At 66.5% G+C, this 24,351-nt stretch carries 24 protein-coding genes and 1 tRNA gene; 18 read left to right on the top strand and 7 right to left on the bottom strand.

What is annotated here, in order from left to right; all coding sequences use genetic code 11:
- The first annotated feature begins 36 nt into the window (after window positions 1–36).
- The 3 genes from IQ782_RS07680 (at window position 37) to IQ782_RS07670 (ending at window position 1,322) form a co-directional block, all read left to right on the top strand.
- Entirely contained in the window at window positions 37–258 is a 222-nt protein-coding gene (locus IQ782_RS07680; protein WP_194134031.1) for a putative signal transducing protein, read from the top strand.
- Window positions 255–1,034, top strand: coding sequence for a methyltransferase (locus IQ782_RS07675; protein WP_194134030.1), 780 nt, complete (start codon window positions 255–257; stop codon window positions 1,032–1,034). The genes IQ782_RS07680 and IQ782_RS07675 overlap by 4 nt, the downstream gene beginning before the upstream one ends.
- A gap of 114 nt (window positions 1,035–1,148) precedes the next feature.
- The gene (locus tag IQ782_RS07670) at window positions 1,149–1,322 is read left to right on the top strand and encodes a YdcH family protein (protein ID WP_194134029.1); all 174 of its coding nucleotides are present in this window, start codon (window positions 1,149–1,151) and stop codon (window positions 1,320–1,322) included.
- 319 nt (window positions 1,323–1,641) lie between these two features.
- On the opposite strand, the gene IQ782_RS07665 is transcribed toward IQ782_RS07670, so the two are convergent.
- From IQ782_RS07665 to IQ782_RS07650, 4 genes are all read right to left on the bottom strand, one after another.
- The gene (locus IQ782_RS07665; RefSeq protein ID WP_194134028.1) at window positions 1,642–2,565 is read right to left on the bottom strand and encodes a VOC family protein; all 924 of its coding nucleotides are present in this window, start codon (window positions 2,563–2,565) and stop codon (window positions 1,642–1,644) included.
- 179 nt (window positions 2,566–2,744) lie between these two features.
- A complete protein-coding gene (gene phbB / locus IQ782_RS07660; RefSeq protein WP_194134027.1) occupies window positions 2,745–3,467 on the bottom strand; it encodes an acetoacetyl-CoA reductase in 723 nt (240 codons plus the stop codon).
- A 145-nt stretch (window positions 3,468–3,612) separates the two neighbouring features.
- Window positions 3,613–4,788: an acetyl-CoA C-acetyltransferase gene (locus IQ782_RS07655; protein WP_194134026.1), complete on the bottom strand. Its 1,176-nt coding sequence runs from the start codon at window positions 4,786–4,788 to the stop codon at window positions 3,613–3,615.
- Window positions 4,789–5,028: 240 nt separating this feature from the next.
- Window positions 5,029–5,856, bottom strand: a complete 828-nt coding sequence (locus IQ782_RS07650) for an EAL domain-containing protein (protein WP_194134025.1) — start codon at window positions 5,854–5,856, stop codon at window positions 5,029–5,031.
- A 253-nt stretch (window positions 5,857–6,109) separates the two neighbouring features.
- Between IQ782_RS07650 and rpsD the strand changes: the two genes are divergently transcribed.
- The 3 genes from rpsD to preA all read left to right on the top strand — a co-directional run bounded on the left by rpsD (window position 6,110) and on the right by preA (window position 9,566).
- Window positions 6,110–6,730: a 30S ribosomal protein S4 gene (rpsD, locus tag IQ782_RS07645; RefSeq protein ID WP_194134024.1), complete on the top strand. Its 621-nt coding sequence runs from the start codon at window positions 6,110–6,112 to the stop codon at window positions 6,728–6,730.
- Window positions 6,731–6,929: 199 nt separating this feature from the next.
- Window positions 6,930–8,252, top strand: a complete 1,323-nt coding sequence (locus IQ782_RS07640; protein WP_194134023.1) for an NAD(P)-dependent oxidoreductase — start codon at window positions 6,930–6,932, stop codon at window positions 8,250–8,252.
- A 12-nt stretch (window positions 8,253–8,264) separates the two neighbouring features.
- Window positions 8,265–9,566 carry an NAD-dependent dihydropyrimidine dehydrogenase subunit PreA gene (preA, locus tag IQ782_RS07635; RefSeq protein ID WP_194134022.1) on the top strand — a complete coding sequence of 434 codons (1,302 nt, stop codon included), beginning with the start codon at window positions 8,265–8,267 and terminating at the stop codon, window positions 9,564–9,566.
- Window positions 9,567–9,594: 28 nt separating this feature from the next.
- Here preA and IQ782_RS07630 read toward each other — a convergent pair whose 3' ends face one another.
- Window positions 9,595–10,230, bottom strand: coding sequence for a TetR family transcriptional regulator C-terminal domain-containing protein (locus tag IQ782_RS07630; RefSeq protein ID WP_194134021.1), 636 nt, complete (start codon window positions 10,228–10,230; stop codon window positions 9,595–9,597).
- A gap of 198 nt (window positions 10,231–10,428) precedes the next feature.
- On the opposite strand from IQ782_RS07630, the gene IQ782_RS07625 reads away from it, so the two are divergent.
- The 7 genes from IQ782_RS07625 (at window position 10,429) to IQ782_RS07595 (ending at window position 17,569) form a co-directional block, all read left to right on the top strand.
- Window positions 10,429–11,679, top strand: a complete 1,251-nt coding sequence (locus IQ782_RS07625; protein WP_194134020.1) for a Zn-dependent hydrolase — start codon at window positions 10,429–10,431, stop codon at window positions 11,677–11,679.
- A 112-nt stretch (window positions 11,680–11,791) separates the two neighbouring features.
- Entirely contained in the window at window positions 11,792–13,243 is a 1,452-nt protein-coding gene (hydA, locus tag IQ782_RS07620) for a dihydropyrimidinase (RefSeq protein WP_194134019.1), read from the top strand.
- A 67-nt stretch (window positions 13,244–13,310) separates the two neighbouring features.
- Complete coding sequence (locus IQ782_RS07615) at window positions 13,311–14,129, top strand: ABC transporter ATP-binding protein (protein ID WP_194134089.1); 819 nt, start codon at window positions 13,311–13,313, stop codon at window positions 14,127–14,129.
- Window positions 14,130–14,411: 282 nt separating this feature from the next.
- On the top strand, window positions 14,412–14,828 hold the full coding sequence (locus IQ782_RS07610) for a GNAT family N-acetyltransferase (RefSeq protein WP_338092561.1): 417 nt from the start codon (window positions 14,412–14,414) through the stop codon (window positions 14,826–14,828).
- On the top strand, window positions 14,825–15,685 hold the full coding sequence (locus tag IQ782_RS07605) for an ABC transporter permease (protein ID WP_194134017.1): 861 nt from the start codon (window positions 14,825–14,827) through the stop codon (window positions 15,683–15,685). Before IQ782_RS07610 ends, IQ782_RS07605 begins: the two co-directional genes overlap by 4 nt.
- Window positions 15,682–16,521 carry an ABC transporter permease gene (locus IQ782_RS07600; protein WP_194134016.1) on the top strand — a complete coding sequence of 280 codons (840 nt, stop codon included), beginning with the start codon at window positions 15,682–15,684 and terminating at the stop codon, window positions 16,519–16,521. The genes IQ782_RS07605 and IQ782_RS07600 overlap by 4 nt, the downstream gene beginning before the upstream one ends.
- A 55-nt stretch (window positions 16,522–16,576) precedes the next feature.
- Window positions 16,577–17,569 (top strand): ABC transporter substrate-binding protein, encoded by a 993-nt coding sequence (locus IQ782_RS07595; protein ID WP_194134015.1) that lies wholly within the window; start codon window positions 16,577–16,579, stop codon window positions 17,567–17,569.
- A 220-nt stretch (window positions 17,570–17,789) separates the two neighbouring features.
- Here IQ782_RS07595 and IQ782_RS07590 read toward each other — a convergent pair whose 3' ends face one another.
- Window positions 17,790–18,164 carry a response regulator gene (locus IQ782_RS07590; protein ID WP_194134014.1) on the bottom strand — a complete coding sequence of 125 codons (375 nt, stop codon included), beginning with the start codon at window positions 18,162–18,164 and terminating at the stop codon, window positions 17,790–17,792.
- A gap of 77 nt (window positions 18,165–18,241) precedes the next feature.
- On the opposite strand from IQ782_RS07590, the gene IQ782_RS07585 reads away from it, so the two are divergent.
- A complete protein-coding gene (locus IQ782_RS07585; protein ID WP_194134013.1) occupies window positions 18,242–18,973 on the top strand; it encodes a Crp/Fnr family transcriptional regulator in 732 nt (243 codons plus the stop codon).
- A 5-nt stretch (window positions 18,974–18,978) separates the two neighbouring features.
- Here the strand turns inward: IQ782_RS07585 and IQ782_RS07580 are convergent, their stop codons facing one another.
- A complete protein-coding gene (locus tag IQ782_RS07580; protein WP_194134012.1) occupies window positions 18,979–20,001 on the bottom strand; it encodes a LacI family DNA-binding transcriptional regulator in 1,023 nt (340 codons plus the stop codon).
- A gap of 134 nt (window positions 20,002–20,135) precedes the next feature.
- On the opposite strand from IQ782_RS07580, the gene IQ782_RS07575 reads away from it, so the two are divergent.
- From IQ782_RS07575 to IQ782_RS07560, 4 genes are all read left to right on the top strand, one after another.
- Window positions 20,136–20,212, top strand: a tRNA-Arg gene (locus IQ782_RS07575).
- A gap of 95 nt (window positions 20,213–20,307) precedes the next feature.
- Window positions 20,308–21,195: a LysR family transcriptional regulator gene (locus IQ782_RS07570; protein ID WP_194134011.1), complete on the top strand. Its 888-nt coding sequence runs from the start codon at window positions 20,308–20,310 to the stop codon at window positions 21,193–21,195.
- A 74-nt stretch (window positions 21,196–21,269) separates the two neighbouring features.
- Window positions 21,270–21,983, top strand: coding sequence for an ATP-binding cassette domain-containing protein (locus IQ782_RS07565; RefSeq protein WP_194134010.1), 714 nt, complete (start codon window positions 21,270–21,272; stop codon window positions 21,981–21,983).
- Between the two features lie 4 nt (window positions 21,984–21,987).
- Window positions 21,988–24,348, top strand: a complete 2,361-nt coding sequence (locus IQ782_RS07560; RefSeq protein ID WP_194134009.1) for an ABC transporter permease — start codon at window positions 21,988–21,990, stop codon at window positions 24,346–24,348.
- Window positions 24,349–24,351 lie beyond the last annotated feature (3 nt).

Below are 24,351 nucleotides of genomic sequence, written 5' to 3'. Positions count from 1 at the left end.
TCGACAAGGCCGGGGCCCTGTCCTTACATCCCCAGTATGGAAGAACTTCTGCGCACAACCGACATCACACTGATCCCGCTGGCGAAGACCCTCCTAGATGGGCAGGGTATAGACAGCTTTGAGTTGGACGTAAATATGAGCGTCCTCGAGGGCTCGCTCGGCATCCTTCCGCGCAGGCTGATGGTCCGCAGCGGGGACTTGCAGGCGGCACAGCGGGTGTTGCGCGACTTCGGCGTCTCCTTCGAGGCCGGGTCGTGAGAGCCGAGCCCTTCGCCGAGGAGGCGCTGCGCCGTGACGATTTCCTTGGGGGGTCTGCGAAAATATGGCAGCCAAAACAGGGTCTTGGATATAGGGCTGGCGTGGATCCCGTATTGCTTGCGGCAAGCGTCGAGGCGCGTCCAGGGCAGGACATCCTGGAGCTGGGCTGCGGCGCGGCTCCGGCTCTCGTGTGCCTTGGTGTGCGCGTCGGCGACCTGCGCTTGGTGGGGGTCGAGCTCCAGCCTGCCTACGCCGCCCTCGCGCGCCGTAACATTGCCGAGAACGGATTGCAGGGGGAAATCCTTGAAACCGACCTGGCACGGCCGCCCGCCGAGCTGAAAGCGCGGTCCTTCGATCACGTTCTCGCAAACCCTCCGTATTTCGAGCAGGGCAAGCGCAGCGCCGCGCTGGACGCGGGCGTCGAACTTGCGCAGGCCGGGGCGCTTCCCCTGGCCGATTGGGTCGCGCTTGCGGCGAAACGCCTCAAGCCGCGTGGCACGGCCACCTTCGTGCAACGCGTGGAAAGGCTGCCCGAACTGCTGGCGGCCCTGAGCATGCATCTGGGCTCTGTCGAGGTGCTGCCGCTGGCTCCGCGGGTGGGCCGCGCGCCCCGGCTGATTCTCGCCCGCGGACGCAAGGGCGGCCGGGCGGCTTTCCGCCTCTGCCCGCCGCTCGTGCTTCACGCTGGCGCGGCCCATCTTGAAGACGGCGAGGATTATACAAATGTCGTTAAAGCAGCCTTGCGTGACGGAAAACCGATCATCTTTGACGGGTAAGCGAAAGTCCGAGCATCGACTTGAGCCTGCGTAAAGCAATGCTGCGGGTGCGGCGTGACAGAATGTAAAAGTTATGCTGCACTGTACCTGCCCAAAGCAAAAAAGGAGGACATAATGAGCTTAACTTCTCACCTGCAGGAACTGAAGAAGAAGCACCAAAACCTCGCCACGACCGTGGAAGAAATGCAGCGCAGTCCGGGCGTGGATGACCTGCACGTCGCCGCCCTAAAAAAACAGAAACTTCGCATCAAGGAAGAGATTAGTCGGCTCTCGGCCGAGGCCAGCTGACGCGGCCAGGGCAGGTCGCTTCCCACCGAGGAGAGCCACCCACCCGCCTAGAGAGCGATCAGGTCCCAGCGGCTGCCGCGCCGCAGGACCGCAGAGGATCCGGGCCCGAGATTCGGGCCCGGGCAGCAGGGCGAAACGCCGAGCGGCTTTTTCGGATCACTTCTTTTCGACACGCATCCCTTTTCTCCCCTTGCAAGGATGGCTTTGGCTCCCTCAGCCTGCGCCTGCGAAAGGACGTGCGTGTCTTGCCCTGCAAAGAAATGCGCCCCCGGAGAGCCAAGCTCCGGAGGCGCAAACGTGAGAAGGGGGCCGGGCGCGGTCAGTCCAGCGGCTCGAGCGTCCGTTCGAGCTGCGCGCGAAGATGCGCGTGCTGGGTCGGCAGCTTCAGGGCCTCGCCGAGATGGGCGCGCTCCTCGTCGCGGTCGAAGCCGGGTTCGTTGGTCGCCACCTCGAAGAGCACGCCACCGGGGCTGCGGAAGTAGATCGCGTAGAAATAGTCCCGGTCGATCTGTGGCGTGATCTGGAAGCCTTGTTCGGTGAGGGCCTTGCGCACTTCGAGCTGGGCCGCGCGATCCTCCACCGCAAAGGCGATGTGGTGCACGCTGCCTGCAGCTTGTGTTCCGCGCGGGGCGTCGACCGTTTCGATATCGATGGTGCCAGCGCCGTTGTGCTCCGGCAGCACCAGGCGCATCACGTTGGCCTGGCGACACTCTTCCTGGTAGCCCATCGCACCGAGCAGCTCCGCGGTCGGCCCGGCGTCGCGCAAGCGCATCTGCACCGAATGAAAGCCGCGGATCGCCATGTCCGCCGCGACAGTGCCGCCCGTCCAAGGGGTGCGGTCGTCTTCGGCTTCAACCAATGCCAGGCCCTCGCCGTCCGGCCCTTCGAAGGCGAGCCTGTGCTCGCCGTAACGGTTGAGCCGGTCGAGCCCGGTGACGCCCGCTTCGGTCAGCCGGGCCTCCCAGGCATCCAGAGAGCCCTCGGGCACCGTGAAGGCGGTGGTCGCGACCTCGCCGGTGCCCCGGCGTCCGCGGGCGGCCTGGGGGAAGGGGAAGTAGGTCATGACGCTGCCGGGCGTGCCAAGTTCGTCACCGTAGTAAAGGTGATAGACATCGGGGGCGTCGAAGTTGACGGTTTTCTTGACCCGGCGCAGGCCGAGCGTGTTGGTGAAAAAGCTGTTGTTTCGAGACGCGCTGCTGGCCAGCGCGGTCACGTGATGCAGGCCCTTGATCTGTGTAAGCATGGTCTCTCTCCTGATGAGGATTTGACCCCGATATAGGCTCAACTGGCTTTCCGGAAAACGGACATCCCCGCGCGGAAGGGCTGCACCAGTGCACAGCCAGCCCTCGATCCGCGGCGTTCACGCAAAAAGGCCCCGGCGCGGCAGCGCTCGGGGCCTTCCGTTTCCATGCCGCGCGGCGCTCAGACGAAGAACTGGCCGCCGTTGGCCGAGATCGTCGAGCCGTTCACGAAGCCGGCCTTTTCATCCGCGAGGAACACCACGCAGCGCGCGATCTCCTCGGGCTCGCCGAGGCGCCCGGTGGGGATCTGCGCGATGATCTGCTCGCGCACCTTCTCGGGCACGGCCATGACCATCTCGGTGGCAATATAGCCGGGGCAGATGGCGTTGGCGGTGATGCCGTAGCGCGCGCCTTCCTGCGCCAGGGACTTGATGATCCCCAGGTCCCCGGCCTTGGTCGCGGCGTAATTCACCTGCGCAAACTGGCCCTTCTGGCCGTTGATCGAGGAGATCACGATGATGCGGCCGAACTTGCGCTCGCGCATTCCCGGCCAGACCGGGTGCACGGTGTTGAACACGCCGGTGAGGTTGGTGTCGATCACCTCTTTCCATTGCTGCGGTGTCATCTTGTGGAACGGTGCGTCGCGGGTGATGCCGGCATTGGCCACCACCACGTCGATCGGACCAAGATCGGCTTCGATCTGCGCGATTCCGGCCTTCGATGCCTCGTAGTCCGCCACGTCCCATTTGTAGGTCTTGATGCCGGTATCTGCGGTAAATGCCTGCGCCTTCTCGTCGTTTCCAGCATAGGTCGCTGCCACTTCGTAACCTTCGGCCTTGAGTGCCTTCGAGATCGCCTCCCCGATCCCGCGGCTGCCGCCGGTGACCAATGCAACTTTCGCCATTCTGTCCTCCAATTCGGAACTTCCACAGTTCAGTAATGTTATTACTGAACTTAAATAAATCTAGCAACAATGTTGCGTCGTCATTTTGCGCATGCAGCATGACCGCGCAAGGAAAAGGGGCGCCGCAGCGCCCCTTTCCAATTCGTCAGTCGCGTTCGACGCAGAGCGCGACACCCATGCCGCCGCCGATGCAGAGCGTCGCGAGGCCCTTCTTGGCGTCGCGGCGCTTCATCTCGAACAGCAGCGTGTTGAGGATCCGCGCGCCCGAGGCGCCGATCGGGTGGCCGATGGCGATGGCGCCGCCGTTCACGTTCACGATCGACGGATCCCAGCCCATGTCCTTGTTCACCGCGCAGGCCTGCGCGGCGAAGGCCTCGTTCGCCTCGACGAGGTCGAGGTCCTCGGGCTTCCAGCCAGCCTTTTCCAGCGCCTTGCGCGAGGCGTGGATCGGGCCAACGCCCATGATCGACGGATCGAGGCCGGCGGTGGCGTAGGAGACGATGCGCGCGAGCGGTTCGATGCCGCGCTTTTCGGCGTTGTCCGCGCTCATCAGCAGCACGCCGGCGGCACCGTCGTTGATCCCGGAGGCGTTGGCCGCGGTGACCGAGCCGTCCTTGGTGAAGGCCGGGCGCAGCTTCTGCATGGCCTCGATGGTCGCCCCGTGGCGGATGTACTCGTCCTTGTCGACCACGATGTCGCCCTTGCGGGTCTTCACGGTGAAGGGGATCACCTCGTCGTCGAACTTGCCGGCCTTTTGCGCCGCCTCGGCCTTGTTCTGCGAGGCAACGGCGAACTCGTCCTGCTGCTCGCGGCTGATCTGCCACTGCTGCGCGACGTTCTCGGCGGTCTGGCCCATGTGGTAGCCGTTGAAGGCATCCCAGAGGCCGTCGCGGATCATCGTGTCGATGTAGCTGACGTCGCCCATCTTGTGGCCCGCGCGCAGGTGCGCGGCATGGGGCGAGAGGGTCATGTTCTCCTGTCCGCCGGCACAGACGATGTCGGCATCGCCCAGCAGGATGTGCTGTGCGCCCAGCATCACCGTGCGCAGGCCAGAGCCGCAGACCTGGTTGATCGACCAGGCAGAGCTTTCCTTCGGCAGGCCGGCATTGATGTGCGCCTGGCGCGCCGGGTTCTGGCCCTGCGCCGCGGTCAGCACCTGCCCCAGGATGGTTTCGGATACCTCGCCCTTGTCGATGCTGGCGCGGGCGACCAGCGCTTCGAGCATGGCAGCACCGAGATCATGGGCGGGTGTATTGGCAAAGGAGCCGCTGAAGCTACCCACGGCGGTCCGTGCCGCGGATGCGATTACGACGTTGGTCATGAAGTTCTCCCTCCAAGCAAAGCGTAGTGTGAGCGCTTTTCCTCCGCCCTCAGCGGCCGAGGGAAGCGGCTCGGTCATTGGCCTCAGGGATGTTGATAGCCTGCCATTCTGCGGCTGCACAGGGGCGGTTTTCGGGAAATGTCACTGTTTGCGCAATTCGTCGCAGGCGCGCCGCAGTGCGGCATCCGGCGGGCCGCGCTCCAGATGACGCGCCTCAGGCCGCGCCGGGAGAGCGTGGCGTCACCCGCGTGCAACTCCGGGGCTGGAGTCGCGCCAGGCCGGGCGCAGAACCGGCGAACCGTAGAGATACCCCTGCATGCAGGTCACGCCGCAGGCGGCAACCAGCGCGGCCTCGGACGCGGTTTCCACCGATTCGGCAATGGTGAACATGTCAAACTGCTCGGCCAGGGCGACGATGGCGCGCAGGAGGACCTGATTGTCCGGGTCCTGGTCTATGCCGCGGATCACCTGACCGTCGATCTTGAGCATGTCGAAACTGAACCGCTTGAAGTGGCGAAGCACCGTCTGGCCCGCGCCGAAGTCATCCATGGCAAAGGTGATGCCGCGCTTGTGCAGATCGGCCATGAAGCCGATCACCAGCTCGGGCAGCAGCATGGCCGAGTTTTCGGTGATTTCCAGGATTAGACGCCCGGCGAGTGTGGGGTCGGCGGCAAGTCCCCTCTCGAGAAGGCGCATCCAGCGGCGGTAGCCGATCGATCGGGCGGACATGTTGATCGACAGTCGCAGGTCGGGCGTACGGATCAGCTCGGCCATCCCCTGCTCGAGCGCAAGACAGTCGAGAATGCGCCCCTCTTCCAGTTCCTCGACCTGGAAGATGAACTCGCGGGCCGGAACGATCCGCCCGGTTTCGTCCATCACCCGCAGCATCGCCTCGTGAAAGGCAACGGTGGCCGGAGTCCGCGCCTGAACGACAGGTTGAAACACCAGCATCACCTGTCGATGGCGGATCGCCTCCCGCACGCGGTGGACGATGTCTCGGTCGCGCAGGTCGAGCGCGCTGTCGAGCAGGGCGCCCGTGCCGGCGGCCGGTCGCTTGGCGATATGCATCGACGAATCTCCTGAGCATTGTTCACTGCCGCCAAACGGGGGGGCGGCTGTCAGTCTGTGGCCGAAGGGTTTAACCTGTGATTAAACGGGGTCGCGCGGTGAAAGCGGTTCAAGCCTGCGATGAGCGGTTGACTCCCCCCGCAATCCCCATATAAGCGCCCGCTCATTGGTGTTGGTGGCCCCCGCAAGGGGATGCCTGTCGGCCTTCGGGCAGAAGGACAACGCCCTTCACAACTTATGAAGGAGATCAGCCGTGACCAAACGCACGTCTGCCAAGTACAAAATCGACCGCCGCATGGGCGAAAACATCTGGGGCCGTCCGAAGTCCCCGGTGAACAAGCGCGAATACGGCCCCGGCCAGCACGGCCAGCGCCGCAAGGGCAAGATGTCGGACTTCGGTCTGCAGCTGCGCGCCAAGCAGAAACTCAAGGGCTACTACGGTGACCTGACCGAGAAGCAGTTCCGTCGCATCTTCGGCGACGCGGAACGCCTCAAGGGTGACACCGGCGAGCTGCTGATCGGCCTGCTCGAGCGCCGCCTCGACGCCGTCGTCTACCGCGCCAAGTTCGTGCCGACCGTCTTCGCAGCCCGTCAGTTCGTGAACCACGGCCACGTGCTGGTGAACGGCAAGCGCGTGAACATCCCCTCCTACCGCGTGAAGGAAGGCGACGTCATCGAGGTCCGTGAGAAGTCGCGGCAGATGGTCGTTCTGCTCGAGGCCGTCCAGCTCGCAGAGCGTGACGTTCCCGACTACATCGAGGCCGACCACTCCAAGATGACCGCGACCTTCGTGCGCACCCCCGGCCTCGCCGACGTGCCCTACGCGGTTCAGATGGAACCGAACCTCGTCATCGAATACTACGCGCAGAACTGATCCTTCTGCCCGTACGATCCTTGGAAGGCCGCGCAGCGATGCGCGGCCTTTCTGCGTTTCCCGACCGGCTCTGCACGACTTTTGGGCAGGCATCACGGCTTTCCCCCGCACGGTTCCCTGCAATTATTTTACCGATTGATAAAAAAATCGACCTGTGAGACCGTTTCCCCATTGCGCACAGGCAGCGGGGAGGCGACCGATGGACGCAAGGCAACTGGCAGCGGGGATCCGCGCGGGACGGCTGGAGCCGCAAGCGCTGGACGAGGGTTTCTCGGACCTGCACCCTCCATACGACGATCACGAGGCTCTGGTGGCGGCGGACCGCTGCTACTTTTGCCATGACGCGCCCTGCGCGACGGCATGCCCGACCTCGATCGACATTCCACTCTTCATTCGGCAGATCGCCACCGGCACGCCCGAGGCGGCGGCCAAGACGATCCTGTCGCAGAACATCCTCGGCGGCATGTGCGCGCGGGTCTGTCCGACCGAGACGCTCTGCGAGGAGGTCTGCGTGCGCGAGGTGGCCGAGGGCAAGCCGGTCGAGATCGGCCGTCTGCAGCGCTACGCCACCGACCGTATCATGGCGCGCAACATCCACCCCTTCGAGCGCGCCGCGCCCACGGGCAAGCGCGTGGTGGTGGTGGGGGCGGGGCCCGCGGGCCTGTCCTGCGCGCACCGGCTGGCGATGAAGGGTCATGACGTCGTCATCCTCGACGCGCGTGCCAAGCCCGGCGGGCTCAACGAATTCGGCATCGCCGCCTACAAGAGCACCGACGATTTCGCCGCGCGCGAGGTGGACTGGCTGCTTGGCATCGGCGGCATCACCATCGAGACCGGACGCATGCTCGGGCGCGACCTCACGCTGGCGGAGCTGACTTCCGACTATGACGCGGTCTTCCTTGGTATCGGCCTTGGCGGGGTCAACGCGCTGGGCATCGAGGGCGACGACCGCGACGGCGTGCGCAACGCGGTGGAATTCATCTCCGACCTGCGGCAGTCGGACGATCTGACCGCGATGCCCGTGGGCCGCGACGTGGTGGTGATCGGCGGCGGCATGACCGCCGTGGACGCTGCCGTTCAGTCCAAGCTTCTGGGCGCGCTCAACGTCACCATCGTCTACCGCCGCTCGCAGGAGCGCATGGCGGCGAGCGCATTCGAACAGGAACTGGCGCAGGCCAAGGGGGTGCGGATCATCTGCAACGCGACGCCCAAGGCCGTGCACGGCAATGGCGCGGTGCGCGAGATCGAGTTCGAGTTCACCGGCGACGACCTCACCCCGACGGGCGAGAGCTTCCGACTGCCCGCCGATCAGGTGTTCCGCGCCATCGGCCAGAGCCTGATCGCCGATGGTCTGCCCGCGCTCGCGGGCCGCAAGATCGCGGTCGAAGGGCCGGGGCGTACCTCGGTGGCCCGGGTCTGGGCCGGGGGCGATTGCGCCGCCGGGGGTGATGACCTGACCGTCACCGCCGTCGCCGAGGGCCGCGACGCGGCCGAAGACATCCACGCCACGTTGATGCGCTGAGGAGGGACCGACATGGCTGATCTGACAAGCACCTTCGTGGGCATCAAGTCGCCCAACCCGTTCTGGCTCGCCTCGGCGCCGCCGACGGACAAAGAGTACAACGTGCGCCGCGCCTACGAGGCGGGCTGGGGCGGGGTGGTCTGGAAGACCCTCGGCGAGGAAGGCCCGCCGGTGGTCAACGTCAACGGCCCGCGCTACGGCGCGATCTGGGGCGCGGACCGGCGGCTCTTGGGGCTCAACAACATCGAGCTGATCACCGACCGCCCGCTCGAGGTGAACCTGCGCGAGATCAAGGCGGTCAAGCGCGACTACCCCGACCGCGCGCTGGTCGTCTCGCTGATGGTGCCCTGCGAGGAGGCGGCATGGAAGGCGATCCTGCCGCTGGTCGAGGAGACCGGCGCCGACGGGGTCGAGCTCAACTTCGGCTGCCCGCACGGCATGAGCGAGCGCGGCATGGGCTCGGCGGTCGGGCAGGTGCCCGAGTACATCGAGATGGTGACGCGCTGGGTGAAGCAGAACAGCCGCATGCCCTGCATCGTCAAGCTGACGCCCAACATCACCGACATCCGCAAGCCCGCCGAGGCCGCCAAGCGCGGCGGGGCCGACGCGGTCAGCCTGATCAACACGATCAACTCGATCACCTCGGTCGATCTCGACCTCTTCGCCCCCGAGCCGACCATCGACGGCAAGGGCGCGCATGGCGGCTACTGCGGCCCGGCGGTGAAGCCCATCGCGCTCAACATGGTGGCCGAGATCGCCCGCTCGCCGGAAACCCGCGGGATGCCGATCTCGGGCATCGGCGGGGTCACGACATGGCGCGACGCGGCGGAGTTCATGGCGCTCGGGGCGGGCAACGTGCAGGTCTGCACGGCGGCCATGACCTACGGCTTCAAGGTCGTGCAGGAGATGATCTCGGGCCTGTCGCAGTATCTCGACGAGAAGGGCGTGGGGCTGTCCGATCTGGTGGGCCGGGCGGTGCCGAACGTGTCGGACTGGCAGAACCTCAACCTCAACGCCATCTCGAAGGCGAAGATCGACCAGGACCTCTGCATCTCCTGCGGGCGCTGCTACGCCGCCTGCGAGGACACGTCGCACCAGGCGATCGCCATGTCCGAGGATCGGGTCTTCACCGTCAAGGACGATGAATGCGTGGCCTGCAACCTCTGCGTCAACGTCTGCCCGGTCGAAGGCTGCATCAGCATGGAGCGGATGGACGTCGGGGCGACGGACCCGCGCACCGGCAAGGTGGTGCCGGCCGAGTTCGGTGATTGGACGACCCACCCGAACAACCCGATGGCCCGCGCGGCGGAGTGATCCGAGGGGCGGGCCCATGGGGCCCGCCTCACCCCGTCGGCGTCAGGATCGCCCGGAAGATCGTCTCCACATGGGCATTCGCCGCGTCCCAGCCCGCGACCTCGTCGGGCACCAGAACCCGCACCTGCGTGTCGAAGTCGGCGAAATGCTGGGTCAGCGCCCAGATCGACATGATCAGCTGCTGCGGGTCCTGCAGTGCCAGCTTGCCCGCGTCCATCCACCCCGCGATCAGCGCGCATTTCTCGTCGAAGAGCGGCTTCAGGTCGCTCTCCAGGTGCGGCAGCATGCGGGGCGCGCCCTGGATGATCTCGATGGCGAAGAGCCGGCTCTCGCGCGGGAACTGGCGGCTCATCTCCATCTTGCGGCGCACGTATCCGAGGATCTCCTCGAGCGGATCGCCGGATGCATCCATCTCGCGCAGCGGGTCGAGCCATTCGGTCATCAGCGCGTTCAGCAGGGCGACGTGGATCGCTTCCTTGCCGTCGAAATAGTAGATGAGGTTGGGCTTGGACATGCCCGCGGCCTCGGCGATCTGGTCGAGCGTCGCGCCGCGGAATCCGTGCTGCGAGAACACGTCGAGCGCGGCGTCCATGATTTTCCGGCGGTTGCGGATCTGGATTCGACTGCGCTTCTTCTCGGGGGTCTTCGCGGGAGGAGCGGGCATGGCATTCCTTGGCTGCTGCTTTTCCGGGCGGGGCTGCCCGCTCTATGCGCATCGGTGCCGGGGGCCAAGGCAGGGATTTCTTGACAGGTCCGGGGCGCATTGCAATCGTGGCTTTACCAAATGGTAAAAAACACGCGCGGCCCGCGCAAGCGCGACCGCGCAATGCAAGACGCAAAGCAAGGCAGCGAGGACAAAAAGATGGCGGCACCGGGCGAGAACCTCCGGATCGATGGCGACCGACTCTGGGACAGCCTGATGGAGATGGCCAAGATCGGTCCCGGCATCGCCGGGGGCAACAACCGCCAGACGCTGACCGACGAGGACGCCGAGGGCCGCGCCCTGTTCCAGAGCTGGTGCGAGGCGGCGGGCATGACCATGGGGGTCGACGCCATGGGCACGATGTTCGCCACCCGCGCGGGCGAGGATTCCCAAGCGCTGCCGGTCTACGTGGGATCGCACCTCGACACGCAGCCGACGGGCGGCAAGTACGACGGCGTTCTCGGGGTGCTCGGCGCGCTCGAGGCCGTGCGCACGATGAACGACCTCGGCATCAAGACCAAACACCCGATCGTGGTCACCAACTGGGCCAACGAGGAGGGCGCGCGCTTCGCCCCCGCCATGCTGGCCTCGGGCGTCTTCGCCGGGGTGCATGATCTGGACTACGCCTATGGGCGCAAGGACCTCGAGGGCAAGAGCTATGGCGACGAGCTGAAGCGCATCGGCTGGCAGGGCAGCGAAGAGGTCGGCGCGCGCAAGATGCACGCCTATTACGAGCTGCACATCGAGCAGGGCCCGATCCTCGAGGCCGAGGGCAAGGATATCGGCGTGGTCACCCATTGCCAGGGGCTGTGGTGGCTCGAGTTCACCCTGACCGGCCGCGCCGCGCATACCGGATCGACGCCGATGAACATGCGTGTGAACGCGGGGCTCGCCATGAGCCGCATCTTCGAGATGGTGCAGGAGGTGGCCATGGCCGCCCAGCCCGGCGCCGTCGGCGGCGTGGGGCAGGTGACCTTCTCGCCCAACTCGCGCAACGTGCTGCCGGGCAGCGTGGTCTTCACCGTCGACATCCGCTCGCCGGACCAGGCCAAGCTCGACGGCATGCGCGCCGAGATCGAGCGCCGCGCGCCGGAAATCTGCGCCGAGCTGGATGTCGGCTGCGCGGTCGAGCCGGTCGGCCATTTCGACCCGGTGACCTTCGCACCCGAGCTGGTCGAGAACGTCCGCAAGGCCGCCGAGCGGCTTGGGTATTCGCACCTCGACATCATTTCGGGCGCGGGCCACGACGCCTGCTGGGCCGCCAAGGTGGCGCCCGCGACCATGGTCATGTGCCCCTGTGTGAACGGCATCTCGCACAACGAGGACGAGGAGATCTCGAAGGAGTGGGCGACCGCCGGGACGGACGTGCTCTTCCACGCGGTGCTCGAGACCGCGGAGATCGTCGCCTGAGGCGAGGGCCAGATAAGGGGCTCTGCCCCGCCCGCGGCCCAAGGGCCGCGGACTCCCCGGGATATTTTCGCCTAGAAGAAACCCCGGGCACCGAGTTCCAAGGGAGGAAACCATGTCCACTGTGATCAAGGGCGGTACCATCGTCACCGCCGATCTGAGTTACGAGGGCGACGTGCGGATCGAGGGCGGCCGCATCGTCGAGATCGGCGCGAACCTGACGGGCGACGAGGTGCTGGACGCCTCGGGCTGCTACGTGATGCCGGGCGGGATCGACCCGCACACCCACCTCGAGATGCCCTTCATGGGCACCTATTCGGCCGACGATTTCGACAGCGGCACCCGTGCGGCGCTGGCGGGGGGCACCACCATGGTGGTCGACTTCGCGCTGCCCTCGCCGGGGCAGGGGCTGCTCGACGCGCTGCAGATGTGGGACAACAAGTCGACCCGCGCGCATTGCGACTACTCCTTCCACATGGCGGTGACCTGGTGGAGCGAGCAGGTGTTCAACGAGATGAAGGAGGTGGTCGATCGCGGCATCACCACCTTCAAGCACTTCATGGCCTACAAGGGCGCGCTGATGGTGAACGACGACGAGCTCTTCGCCTCGTTCCAGCGCTGCGCCGAGCTGGGGGCGATCCCGCTGGTGCATGCCGAGAACGGCGACGTGGTGGCCGAGCTCTCGGCCAAGCTGCTCGCCGCTGGAAACAACGGTCCCGAGGCGCATGCCTATTCGCGCCCGCCGCAGGTCGAGGGCGAGGCCACCAACCGGGCCATCATGATCGCCGACATGGCGGGCGTCCCGCTCTACGTGGTGCACGTCAGCTGCGAGGAGAGCCACGAGGCGATCCGCCGCGCGCGGCAGGCGGGAAAACGGGTCTGGGGCGAGCCGCTGATCCAGCACCTGACCTTGGATGACAGCGAATATGCCAACCCCGACTGGGATCATGCCGCGCGCCGGGTGATGTCGCCACCGTTCCGCAACAAGGCGCATCAGGACAGCCTCTGGGCCGGGCTGGCGGCGGGCTCGCTCTCCTGCGTCGCCACCGACCACTGCGCCTTTACCACCGACCAGAAGCGCTACGGCGTGGGTGATTTTACCAAGATTCCGAATGGCACCGGCGGGCTCGAGGACCGGCTGCCGATGCTCTGGACGCAGGGCGTCGCCACCGGCCGGCTGACGCCGCAAGAGTTCGTCGCGGTCACCTCGACCAATATCGCCAAGATCCTCAACATCTACCCGCGCAAGGGGGCGATCCTCGCGGGGGCCGACGCCGATATCGTGGTGCTCGATCCCAACCGCGAGAAGGTGATCTCGGCCAAGACCCAGCAGTCGGCCATCGATTACAACGTCTTCGAGGGCATGACCGTGAAGGGCCTGCCGCGCTTCGTGCTGAGCCGCGGCAAGGTCTCGGTGACCGAGGGCGCGATGAGCTCGGAGGAGGGCCACGGCCAGTTCGTCGCCCGCACGCCCGCCGGGCCGGTGAACAAGGCGCTGAGCTCGTGGAAGGAGCTGACCGCGCCGCGCAAGGTGGAACGAACCGGCATCCCGGCCTCCGGGGTGTGACATAGACAGATCAAGACCGGGGCAGGGGGCCGGAAGACGCCCCCGCCCCGCACAGGGAATGAAGATGATGACAGAACAAGTGGCCGCGCCAGCGGCCAGCGTCCCGCAGGCCCCGACGGTGATCTCGGCGCAGGGGCTGAACCTCGTCTACGAGACGAGCGACGGCCCGGTGCAGGCGCTCAAGGACGTGGACCTGAAGATCGACAAGGGCGACTTCGTCTCCTTCATCGGCCCCTCGGGCTGCGGCAAGACTACCTTCCTGCGGGTGATGGCGGATCTCGAGACGCCGACCTCCGGCACGGTGCTGGTCAACGGCGTGACCCCAGAAGCGGCGCGCAAGGCGCGTGCCTATGGCTATGTCTTCCAGGCGGCGGGGCTCTACCCGTGGCGCAGCATCGGCGGCAACATCCGCCTGCCGCTGGAGATCATGGGATATTCGAAAGCCGAGCAGGCCGAGCGCGTGCAGCGCGTGCTGGAGCTGGTCGAGCTTTCGGGCTTCGATAAGAAATACCCCTGGCAGCTCTCGGGCGGCATGCAGCAGCGGGCCTCGATTGCCCGCGCGCTGGCGTTCGACGCCGACATCCTGCTGATGGACGAACCCTTCGGCGCGCTCGACGAGATCGTCCGCGACCACCTCAACGAGCAGCTGCTGGCGCTCTGGTCGCGCACCGAGAAGACCATCTGCTTCGTCACCCACTCGATCCCCGAGGCGGTGTACCTCTCGACCAGGATCGTCGTCATGTCGCCGCGTCCGGGGCGGATCACCGACGTGATCGAAAGCCCGCTGCCGAAGGAGCGCCCGCTGGAAATCCGCGACAGCCCGGAGTTCCTCGAGATCGCCCACCGCGTGCGAGAGGGGCTGCGGGCGGGGCATGCCTATGACTGATCCCGGCAAGAGGGGCATTCGGGGACGTCCAATGGCTGCGACCCGGAGCGCGCCAAGAAATCGGCGCGCCCCGGTACCGCCCCGCAGAGGGTCTCGGAACGCGGGCTCCCCTTTCATCGTTCGCGGTCATCGGCTCGCCAGCCTGTACCGCGCGGCCACTCCAACACATGATCCTTTCATTGTTCTTAAAATACGCATGGCACCGTCCTTGGGCAGCCGTGCGCCATTTGCGTATTTGCGGAACAATGAAACGGCAGAGGTGGCACGATGACGGGGCTCCGAGTGAGACGCGCCACCGAGGCCGATGTGCCCGGCTGCGCGGCGGTGGTGAACGGCTGGATCGATGCCACGGGGTGGTTCCCGCGCGTGCATTCGCACGAGGAGATCGAGGGCTTTCTGCGCGAGGCGCTGCCGGCGCGCGAGATCTGGGTGACCGGCGATCCCATCGAGGGCTACGTCTCGGTCGATCCGGAGATCGGCAAGGTCGGCGCGCTTTACTGCGCCCGCAGCGGGGCCGGGCTGGGCAAGGCCCTGCTGGACAGGGCGAAGGAGGGGCGGGCGCGCCTCTTCCTGCACACCCATGTGACCAACCTCGCGGCGCAGCGCTTCTACCGGCGCGAGGGCTTCCGGGACGCGGGCGAGGTCGATCCCGAGCCGCCCGAGACCCTGCGTGAGTTGCGGATGGAGTGGCGGCGATGAAAAACGTGATCCCTGTTCTGACCGTCGTTCTGGCGATCCTGCTGCTCTGGTACGGCGGTGCCATCTTGCTCAACAAGCAATGGGTGCTTGACCAGGCGGCGCGGCAGGACCGCGTGCTGACCACGCCCGAGCTGATCGCCGAGACCTGGGCGCAGGACAAGCCCAAGCTGCCCGCGCCGCACCAGGTGGCTGTCGAGCTCTGGGACACGGTGGCGATGAAGAAACCCACCTCCAAGCGCAGCCTCGTCTACCACGCCTGGGTGACGATGAGCGCGACGGTGCTGGGCTTCGGCCTCGGCACGCTGCTCGGCTTCGCGCTGGCGGTGGGCATCGTCTACAACCGGGTGATGGACAAATCGGTCATGCCCTGGGTGATCGCCAGCCAGACCATCCCGATCCTCGCCATCGCGCCGATGATCATCGTGGTGCTGAACGCCATCGGAATCTCGGGGTTGCTGCCCAAGGCGATGATCTCGATGTACCTGTCGTTCTTCCCGGTGGTGGTGGGCATGGTGAAGGGGCTGCGCAGCCCCGACGCGATGCAGCTTGACCAGATGCGCACCTGGAGCGCCACGCGGGCGCAGGAGTTCCGGCGGCTGCGGCTGCCGGCCTCGATGCCCTATCTCTTCGCCTCGATGAAGATCGCCATGGCGGCGAGCCTCGTCGGCGCCATCGTCGGCGAGCTGCCGACCGGCGCGGTGGCGGGGCTGGGCGCGCGGCTGCTGGCGGGCAGCTACTACGGCCAGACCATCCAGATCTGGTCGGCGCTGCTGATGGCCGCGGCGCTGGCGGCGGCGCTGGTGGGGCTGATCGGCCTCATCCAGCGGATCACCCTCAAGCGGATGGGCATGGCATGAGCTGGATACTCGCGGGGCTGATCGTCTGGGCGCTGGGTCTCTGGGCCAACGTCCGGCTGTCGAAGCGCAAGGGCCGCGCCGCCGCGCTGGCGGTGCCGGTGATCTTCGGGCTGGTGCTCGTCTTCGTCTGGGAGGCGGTGGTGCGCGGTTTCGGCATCTCGCCGGTGCTGCTGCCGGCTCCCTCGGTGATCGCGGCGCGCTTCGGGCAGTCGTCGGGCGTGCTCTGGCAGGATTTCGTGCAGACCGTGCTGAAGGGCGCGCTCACCGGCTACGTGCTGGGCTGCGGCGCGGCGCTGCTGACGGCGATCGTGGTGGACCGCTTCGACTTCCTGCGGCGCGGCCTCTTGCCGGTCGGAAACTTCGTCGCGGCGCTGCCGATCATCGGCATCGCGCCGATCCTGGTCATGTGGTTCGGCTTCGACTGGCAGTCGAAGGCGGCGGTCGTGGTGGTGATGGTGTTCTTCCCGGTGCTGGTCAACGCGGTGCAGGGGCTGGCGGACACCAGCGCCATGCAGCGGGACCTGATGCGCACCTATGCCGCCAGCTACTGGACCAGCCTGTGGAAGCTGCGCCTGCCGGCGGCGCTGCCGTTCATCTTCAACGGGCTGAAGATCGCCTCTACCCTCGCGCTGATCGGCGCCATCGTGGCCGAGTTCTTCGGCTCGCCGATCACCGGCATGGGCTTTCGCATTTCCACCAGCGTCGGGCTCTTGCAGCTCGACCTCGTGTGGGCAGAGATCGTGGTGGCCGCGCTCGCGGGCTCGGCCTTCTACGGCGGCGTGGCGCTGATCGAACGCGCCGCGACCTTCTGGCACCCGTCGCAGCGGGGCCGGTGAAACATCAGACTGCGGTGAAAAGACAAAGAAACGCGCAATGCAACAGGAGAGAGTGATGACCAAGTTTACCGGATGGGGGATCGCCTCGGCGATGCTGCTCGCGGCGGGCGGCGCACAGGCTGCGGACGAGCTGACGCTGCAGCTCAAGTGGGTGACCCAGGCGCAGTTCGCCGGCTATTACGTGGCCGCCGAGAAGGGCTTCTACGAGGAGGAAGACCTCGACGTGACGATCAAGCCGGGCGGGCCGGACATCGCGCCCGTGCAGGTGCTGCTCGGAGGCGGCGCCGACGTGATGGTCGACTGGCTGCCCTCGGCACTGGCCGCGCGCGAGAACGGCGCGCCGATCGTCAACATCGCGCAGCCCTTCAGGTCCTCGGGGCTGATGCTGACCTGCCTCAAGGAGCACGGCATCGAGAGCCCCGCCGACTTCCCCGGCCACACGCTGGGCACCTGGTTCTTCGGCAACGAGCTGCCGCTCTATTCGTGGATGTCGAAACTCGGCTACGCGACCGACGGATCCGAGGGCGGGGTGACCATCCAGAAGATCAACTTCAACGTCGATCCGCTGCTGCAGAAGCAGGTCGAATGCGCCACCACCATGACCTACAACGAGTACTGGCAGGTGATCGACGCGGGGCTGACGCCCGAGGACCTGGTGGTCTTCAAGTACCAGGACGAGGGCATCGCGACGCTCGAGGACGGTCTCTACACCACCGAGGAGAATCTCGCCGATCCCGCGATGACCGAAAAGCTGGTGCGCTTCGTGCGGGCCTCGATGAAGGGCTGGAAATACGCCGAGGAGAACCCGGACGAGGCGGCCGAGATCGTGCTCGAGAACGACGAGACCGGCGCCCAGACCGAAGAGCACCAGAAGCGCATGATGGGCGAGATCGCCAAGCTGACCGCCGGCTCGAACGGCGCGCTGGACCCTGCCGATTTCACCCGCACCGTCGAGGTTCTGCTGAGTGCCGGCGCTGATCCGGTGATCACCAAGGACCCGGGCGAGGCCGCCTGGACCCACGCGATCACCGACGAGGCGCTGAAGTAAGCGATCCGCATCGCAGGTAAGAAAACGGGGGTGGCGCCAAGTGCCACCCCCTTCTTCATTAAATCACTGATTTTTCTGACCGGGGGTGCGCGGGAAATTCCGCCTGGTGACCACGGCACTCATCAAGAACAGGCCCAGTCCTACTTGGCGTGCGTGACAGCCGCATGACGGGACCGTGACACGCTCGAGGCTTACCCGCGCCGACAGGCGCCACGACGGTTCAGGCGCTGCGCGCCCGGCTTAGGGTCTGAAGCAGCGCGGCACTGTTGAACGGGCGTTGCAGCACCTCGTAGGCGCATTTCTCGCCCTGTTGCTCTGCCGCGTCTCCGGCCAGCGCGATGCGCGTACCGGCGGCGTGAAGCCATCGTCCGAGCGCGCTGCGCGGCACGTCCTCCGGGGCCATCTGGAGCAGCGCAACCGCGATCTGCCCCCCTGACTGCACCAGCAACAGGGCTGCCTCGGGGCTCTCGGCGCAAACCACGCGCGCCGTGGGATCATGTTCGGAAATGCTGCGTACAACGTCTTCGGCCACGAAGGGATCGTTCAGCAGCACGAGAAACCCCGGCCCTGAGGCGGGCGTATCATCGGGAATCATGCGCAGTCTCCTCTCGCTGCGCGTAAACTGGAACCAATCGAGGCGGGGCGCATTAATCTGTGACATAGGAGCCCGAGATGCGACAGATTTCCTGCAAGAGCTGCCCGCTGCGCCGAAAATCCCTATTCCGCGCCTTCGAGGAGGAGGAACTGACCTTCATGGAAAGGTTCAAGGTGGGGGAACTGAGCGTTGATCCAGGCACCCATCTACTGATCGAAGGGGCGAATTCACCGCAAATCTTCACCGTTCTCGAGGGTATGGGTCTACGTTACAAGACGCTCGAAAATGGCCGCCGGCAGGTGATCAATTTCCTGCTGCCCGGCGATCTGACAGGGCTTCAGGCCGGTCTTCTGGGCGAGATGAAACACTCGGTTCAGGCGACCAGCGCCATGCGCCTGTGCGTCTTCAACCGAGCCGACCTTTGGATGCTTTACCGCAAGCAGCCATCCTTGGCCTATGATGTGACATGGATCGCCGCCTCCGAGGAGCATTTCCTGGGCGAGACGCTGGCGACAGTTGGCCAGCGCGACGCGGCGGAGCGGGTCGCCTGGGCGCTGCTCAAGATCTACCGCCGGCTTGCCGAGATGGGGATCGGGCAGGGCGCGCGGGTGCCTCTGCCCTACCGCCAGCAGGATCTGGCGGATGCGCTTGGTCTGTCGTTGGTGCACACCAACAAGACCCTGGCCCGGCTCCGCGCGCGCGGGCTGGCCGAATGGAGCGAGGGCGAGCTGCACATCAGCGACCTCGACGGCATGGCCGAACTGGCCATGGCCGAAACCGAGGAGCCTTCGGTGCGCCCGCTGCTCTGACGGGGTCAGCGGCGCAGCGTGTCGCCGTAAGCGATCTTGGGGGTCAGCTCGACAATTCGCTCGTATTCCGCCTCGGGGTTTTCGACGCGCGAGGCGATGATCTGTGCCGCCTTGCGTCCGATCTCGGCCCGATGCGCGTCCATCGTGGCCAACTGGCGCGGCAGCCCCTGCAGCAGCTCGACCCCGTTGAACCCGGCCAGACCGATCTCGCCGGGAATATCGCGGCCCTGTTCCATCAGGTAGAGCAGCCCGCCTGCGCCGATCATGTCGTTGGAGTAGTAGAGAAAATCGATCTCGGGCTCGCGCTCGAGGATGGCCTGGGTCATCTCGCGGCCCTTCTTGAGCGCCGAGCCGCCCGAGTAAAACTCCTGGTCCACCACCTCGACGCCGCTCTTGGCCAGCGCCTCGGTAAACCCCTCGAAGCGCTTGCGCGCGCGATGGTCGAGCGGCATCTTGGTGCCGAGGAAGCCGATCTTCTGGTATCCGGCGCGCAGGATCGCCTTGGCCATTTCGCGCCCGGCGCGGCGGTGCGAAATACCCACGGCGCAATCCACCGGGGTGCCGTCGATATCCATGATCTCGACCACCGGAATGCCGCTGGCCTTCATCATCGCCTTGGCAGCCTCGGTATGCTCCAGCCCGGCGATGATCACGCCGGAAGGACGCCAGGACAGCATCTCGTAGAGCACCCGCTCTTCCTTTTCGGGCAGGTAGTCGGTGATGCCGACCACCGGCTGCAGCTCGGTGTCCTCAAGCACCGAAGCGATGCCGGCCATCACTTCGGGGAACACCATGTTGCGCATCGACGGAATGATCACCGCAACGAGGTTCACCCGCTGGCTGGCAAGCGCGCCGGCGATCTTGTTGGGGACGTAGCCGAGCGTCTTGGCGGCTTCGAGCACCTTGGCCCGCGTCGCTTCGGAGACGTCCCCGCGGTTGCGCAGCACCCGGCTCACGGTCATCTCGGATACGCCAGAGGCTTCGGAGACGTCTCTGAGGGTGAGGGGGCGGGGATCGGTGTCGGCCACGGGAGGCTCCTCCAGAGTACTAAATACCTGAATGTTAGCCTTTCTGTCGGGGCATACAAGCACAAGCGGCCACGCGGAGGAATTTCCGCTTGATGGGTGACAACGGAGCGGACCCGCGCTAAGGGAGGGCGGAAGGTCCCGTGGCTCAACTGGATAGAGCAGCCCCCTCCTAAGGGGCAGGTTACAGGTTCGAATCCTGTCGGGATCACCATCCCTTCGTTTCTTTCGCAGCCCTGAGACGCTCGCATTGCGCAAAGCGCTTTGAAAGGTGATCATGATCGAAATCATGAAGTTCGATAGGTCAAGATGATCGCCAAGTTGGAAATGTTCATTGCCCTGGCGCGGGAGAAGCATTTTGGACGGGCGGCCCTCAGTCTCGGCATCACCCAGCCGACGCTTTCCACCGGCATACGCCAGCTCGAGGAGCAGCTCGGCGTCAAGCTGGTGCAGCGCGGCTCGCGCTTCGGGGGGCTGACCCCCGAGGGCCAGCGTGCGCTCGTCTGGGCGCGGCAGATCGTCGGCGACACGCGGCGGCTGCGCGACGAGATGCGCGCCTCGCGCGAAGGGCTGGCAGGGCATCTACGCCTGGCGGTGATCCCCACGGCGCTGACCTGGGCCTCGACGCTGGCCGCGCGCTTCAACGAGCGCCATCCCCGCGTCACCTTCACGGTGTTGTCGCGCGCCTCGGCGGATATCCTGACGATGCTCGATGATCTCGAGATCGACGCGGGCATATCCTATCTGGACAACGAACCGCTGGGACGGGTCACGACACGTCCGCTCTACCGCGAGGCCTATCAGTTGGTGTGCCGGGCCGATCACCCCTTGGCGGGACGAGATAAGCTGGACTGGGCGGATCTTGGCAGCCTGAAACTTTGCCTGCTGACCCCCGAGATGCAGAACCGCCGGATCATCAATCGGCAGTTCATGGAGGCTGGCGTCACGCCCGTCTCGGCGATCGAGTCGAATTCGACCGTGGTGCTGGTGAGCAACGTGCTGACCGGCGACTGGGTGACCATCCTGCCGACCGACCTCGCGCGCTTCCTGGCAGAGGGCAAGGCGCTGTCGCTGGTGCCGCTGGCCACCGACAGCCGCGCGCATGAGGTCGGGCTGATCGCGCCCTGGCAGGAACCCTATACGCCGGTTCTCCAGGCGCTGCTCGACGAAGCGAAGGGTTTGGCGCGGCCCGGCTGAGAGGGGAATTTGATCCGCCTCAAGACAGCCGCCGCGGACCTGCCCTAGGGTTGGCGGCAGAGGAGGGTGCCCCCGTGTCGCAACCACCGCCCATATACCGTGTCGAAAGGCTCACCCGTGTCTATGGCACCGGGGCGTCCGCCGTGCAGGCGTTGCGTGGCGTCGATCTCGACTTGCCACCCGGCGAGATCACCGTGCTGCTCGGCCCCTCGGGCAGCGGAAAGTCGACCTTGCTGAACATCCTCGGCGGGCTCGACCGACCGAGCGCCGGCCGCGCGTGGTTCCGTGGTGAAGAGCTGACCACCATGTCCGACCGGGCGCTCACCCGCTACCGGCGCGACAATCTCGGCTTTGTCTTCCAGTTCTACAACCTCATGCCCTCGCTGACCGCCGAGGAGAACGTCGCGCTGGTGACCGAGATCGCGCGCGACCCGATGACCCCGGCAGAGGCGCTGGCGCTGGTTGGACTGGCTGCGCGCAAGGATCACTTTCCCAGCCAGCTCTCGGGCGGCGAGCAACAGCGCGTCGCCATCGCCCGCGCCGTGGCCAAGCGCCCTGACGTGTTGCTCTGTGACGAGCCGACCGGGGCGCTTGACAGCGCCACGGGGCGCGAGGTTCTGGGAGTCTTGCAGCAGCTCAATCGCAGCCTCGGGACCACGGTGATGATCGTCACCCATGCCGCCGCCACCGCCGAGATGGCGGACCGGGTGATCCGTTTCACGGATGGCGAGATCCGCTCGGTCGACGTCAACGCCGCGCCGCGTGCCGCGACCGAGATCGAATGGTGAGCGCATGAGCACGCTCGACCGCAAGCTCACCCGCGATCTGTGGCGGATGAAGGGGCAGGCGGCGGCGATAGCCTTGGTCATGGCGCTGGGCGTGATGATGCAGGTGATGATGGCGGGGCTGGTGGTCACGCTGGACGAGACCCGCCGCGGCTATTACGAGCGCTACCGTTTCGCCGAGGTCTTCGCCCCGGTCACTCGCGCCCCGGCGCATGTGCTGCATCAGGTCGCCGCGTTGCCCGGCGTGGCGTGGGCCGAGGGCCGCATCTCGGGCGCCGCTCGGATCGAGATACCGGGTCGGTCGGTGCCGGTGGCGGCGCAGGCGCTGTCCCTGCCCGATGATGCCGAGCCCGCGCTCAATGCCATCCGTCTGCAGAAGGGGCGGCTCTTCGAAGCCGGCGCGCCAGAGGAGGTCGTGCTGCTGGACACCTTCGCGACCGCGCATGGGCTGCGGCCGGGAGACCGCCTTCAGGTGGTGATGAACGGCGTGCGGCGCAGCCTGCGGATCACCGGGCTTGCCCGGTCTCCGGAGTTTCTCTACGCCGCCGCGCCCGGAGAGATGGTGCCGGATGACGCGCGTTTCGCGGTGCTGTGGATGTCACGCGAGGCGCTCGCCGCGGCCTTCGACATGAAGGGGGCCTATTCCGAGTTCCTTGTCATGCTCAGCCGCGGCAGCGATCCGCGCGGCGTGATTTCGGTGCTCGACCGGGTGCTGAAGCCCTGGGGCGGGGCAGGGGCCTATGACCGCGAGGACCAATTTTCGCACCGCTTCGTCTCGGAAGAGATCAGCGGGCTGCGCGACACGGCGGCCGCGATCCCGCCGGTCTTCCTAGGTATCGCGGCGTTTCTGCTCAATATCGTGATCGCCCGCATGGTGCAGGCCGAGCGCGAGGAGATCGGCCTGCTCAAGGCCTTTGGCTACCGTGGCGCCGAGATCGGCGGGCATTACCTCAAGCTGGTGCTGGCGATCGCCGTGGCGGGCGCGTTGCTGGGCGCGCTGCTCGGCATCCTGAGCGGGCGGGCGATGGTGCAGCTCTACCTGCATTTTTACAAGTTTCCCTTCCTCGTCTTCCGGCTCGACCCGGGCGCGCTGGCGCTGGGACTGGGGGTGAGTGTGTTGGCGGCGGCGGCGGGCGGCGCGGTGGTGCTGCGTCGCATCTTCGGCCTGCAGCCAGCCGAGGCGATGCGCCCGCCCGCGCCGGCCGATTACCGCGGCGCTGGCCGCTGGGCGCGGGCAGTCAGCCGTCTCGATCAACCCACGCGGATGGTGCTGCGCCGCTTTACCCGCACGCCGTTCCGGATGCTGGGGGCCATCGTCGGGATCACCTTCGGCATGGGGCTCTCGGTGGGGATGCTGACCATCCACGCCGGGTTCAACCAGGCGGTGGCGCTCAGTTTCGACGTGCTCGATCGCTCTGACGCGAGCGTGACGTTCACCCATCCGGTGTCGCAGAAGACCCTGCTGGAGCTGGTGCGCCACCCCGGTGTGCTGCGGGCCGAGGGCACGCGGTCCGTGCCGGTGGTCCTGCGCAATGGCCGCCTGACCCACCGCGGCTCGATCACCGGGCTGCCGCCCCGGCCGGAACTGGCACGTGCCCTGACCCCTGCCTTCATGGCCATCGATCTCGACGGGCCGGGGTTGGTGCTGAGCTCGGCATTGGCCGGCAAGCTGAAGGCGCGGGCCGGGGACGTGCTGACCGTCGAGGTGCGCGAGGGCACGCAGCCGGTGCTGCACTTGCCGGTCACCGGCGTGTCGGAGACCGTGCTGGGCGCGCCGGCCTACATGGCGCTCGAGGCGCTGGATCGGGCCCTCTTCGAACCGGGCCGCATTTCCGGCGCTGCCCTGCGGCTCGATCCGGCGCGATCAGAGGCGGTGCAGATCTGGCTGCGCGACATGCCCGTGGTGGCGGGCGTCAGCCTCAAGTCCGAGGCACGCGACGCTTTCGAGCGGGTGATGAACCAGGGCACAGGGGCGACGCGCTTCATCATGGCGGCGGTGGCCTTCACCATCACCTTCGGCATCATCTACAACGCCGCCCGCATCGCATTGGCCGAACGTGCGCACGACCTCGCCAGCCTGCGGGTCATCGGCTTCTCCAAGGGAGAGGCCGCCTACGTGCTGCTCGGCGAGCTGGGGCTGGTGACGCTGCTGGCGCTGCCCTGCGGCGCGCTGCTCGGCTGGGGCATCGCGCATCTGCTGGCCGCTGCCTATTCGTCTGACCTCTACACGATCACGGTGGTGTTCCGGCCCGCCGCCTTCGGGTTCGCCGCCCTGGTGGTGATCTCGGGCGCGGTGCTGTCGGGATTGCTGGTGAAACGCGATGTCGACCGCGCCGATCTGGTCGCGGCGCTCAAGACACGGGATTGATCA

The sequence above is a fragment of the Salipiger mangrovisoli genome, assembly GCF_015223355.1.
GTDB lineage: Bacteria > Pseudomonadota > Alphaproteobacteria > Rhodobacterales > Rhodobacteraceae > Salipiger > Salipiger mangrovisoli.
The sequence above is the reverse complement of the archived record's forward strand: the minus strand, read 5'-3'. Positions and strand labels throughout refer to the sequence as shown.

Bases quoted from the DNA above. Each gene is read 5' to 3' on its own strand.
- IQ782_RS07600 (WP_194134016.1), top strand. From the start codon at position 15,682: ATGAGCTGGATACTCGCGGGGCTGATCGTCTGGGCGCTGGGTCTCTGG.
- IQ782_RS07640 (WP_194134023.1), top strand. From the start codon at position 6,930: ATGGACGCAAGGCAACTGGCAGCGGGGATCCGCGCGGGACGGCTGGAG.
- IQ782_RS07560 (WP_194134009.1), top strand. From the start codon at position 21,988: ATGAGCACGCTCGACCGCAAGCTCACCCGCGATCTGTGGCGGATGAAG.
- phbB (WP_194134027.1), bottom strand. From the start codon at position 3,467: ATGGCGAAAGTTGCATTGGTCACCGGCGGCAGCCGCGGGATCGGGGAG.
- IQ782_RS07605 (WP_194134017.1), top strand. From the start codon at position 14,825: ATGAAAAACGTGATCCCTGTTCTGACCGTCGTTCTGGCGATCCTGCTG.
- IQ782_RS07670 (WP_194134029.1), top strand. From the start codon at position 1,149: ATGAGCTTAACTTCTCACCTGCAGGAACTGAAGAAGAAGCACCAAAAC.
- IQ782_RS07585 (WP_194134013.1), top strand. From the start codon at position 18,242: ATGCGACAGATTTCCTGCAAGAGCTGCCCGCTGCGCCGAAAATCCCTA.
- IQ782_RS07625 (WP_194134020.1), top strand. From the start codon at position 10,429: ATGGCGGCACCGGGCGAGAACCTCCGGATCGATGGCGACCGACTCTGG.
- IQ782_RS07590 (WP_194134014.1), bottom strand. From the start codon at position 18,164: ATGATTCCCGATGATACGCCCGCCTCAGGGCCGGGGTTTCTCGTGCTG.
- IQ782_RS07630 (WP_194134021.1), bottom strand. From the start codon at position 10,230: ATGCCCGCTCCTCCCGCGAAGACCCCCGAGAAGAAGCGCAGTCGAATC.
- IQ782_RS07615 (WP_194134089.1), top strand. From the start codon at position 13,311: ATGACAGAACAAGTGGCCGCGCCAGCGGCCAGCGTCCCGCAGGCCCCG.
- IQ782_RS07680 (WP_194134031.1), top strand. From the start codon at position 37: ATGGAAGAACTTCTGCGCACAACCGACATCACACTGATCCCGCTGGCG.
- IQ782_RS07595 (WP_194134015.1), top strand. From the start codon at position 16,577: ATGACCAAGTTTACCGGATGGGGGATCGCCTCGGCGATGCTGCTCGCG.
- IQ782_RS07570 (WP_194134011.1), top strand. From the start codon at position 20,308: ATGATCGCCAAGTTGGAAATGTTCATTGCCCTGGCGCGGGAGAAGCAT.
- IQ782_RS07650 (WP_194134025.1), bottom strand. From the start codon at position 5,856: ATGCATATCGCCAAGCGACCGGCCGCCGGCACGGGCGCCCTGCTCGAC.
- hydA (WP_194134019.1), top strand. From the start codon at position 11,792: ATGTCCACTGTGATCAAGGGCGGTACCATCGTCACCGCCGATCTGAGT.
- IQ782_RS07655 (WP_194134026.1), bottom strand. From the start codon at position 4,788: ATGACCAACGTCGTAATCGCATCCGCGGCACGGACCGCCGTGGGTAGC.
- IQ782_RS07665 (WP_194134028.1), bottom strand. From the start codon at position 2,565: ATGCTTACACAGATCAAGGGCCTGCATCACGTGACCGCGCTGGCCAGC.
- preA (WP_194134022.1), top strand. From the start codon at position 8,265: ATGGCTGATCTGACAAGCACCTTCGTGGGCATCAAGTCGCCCAACCCG.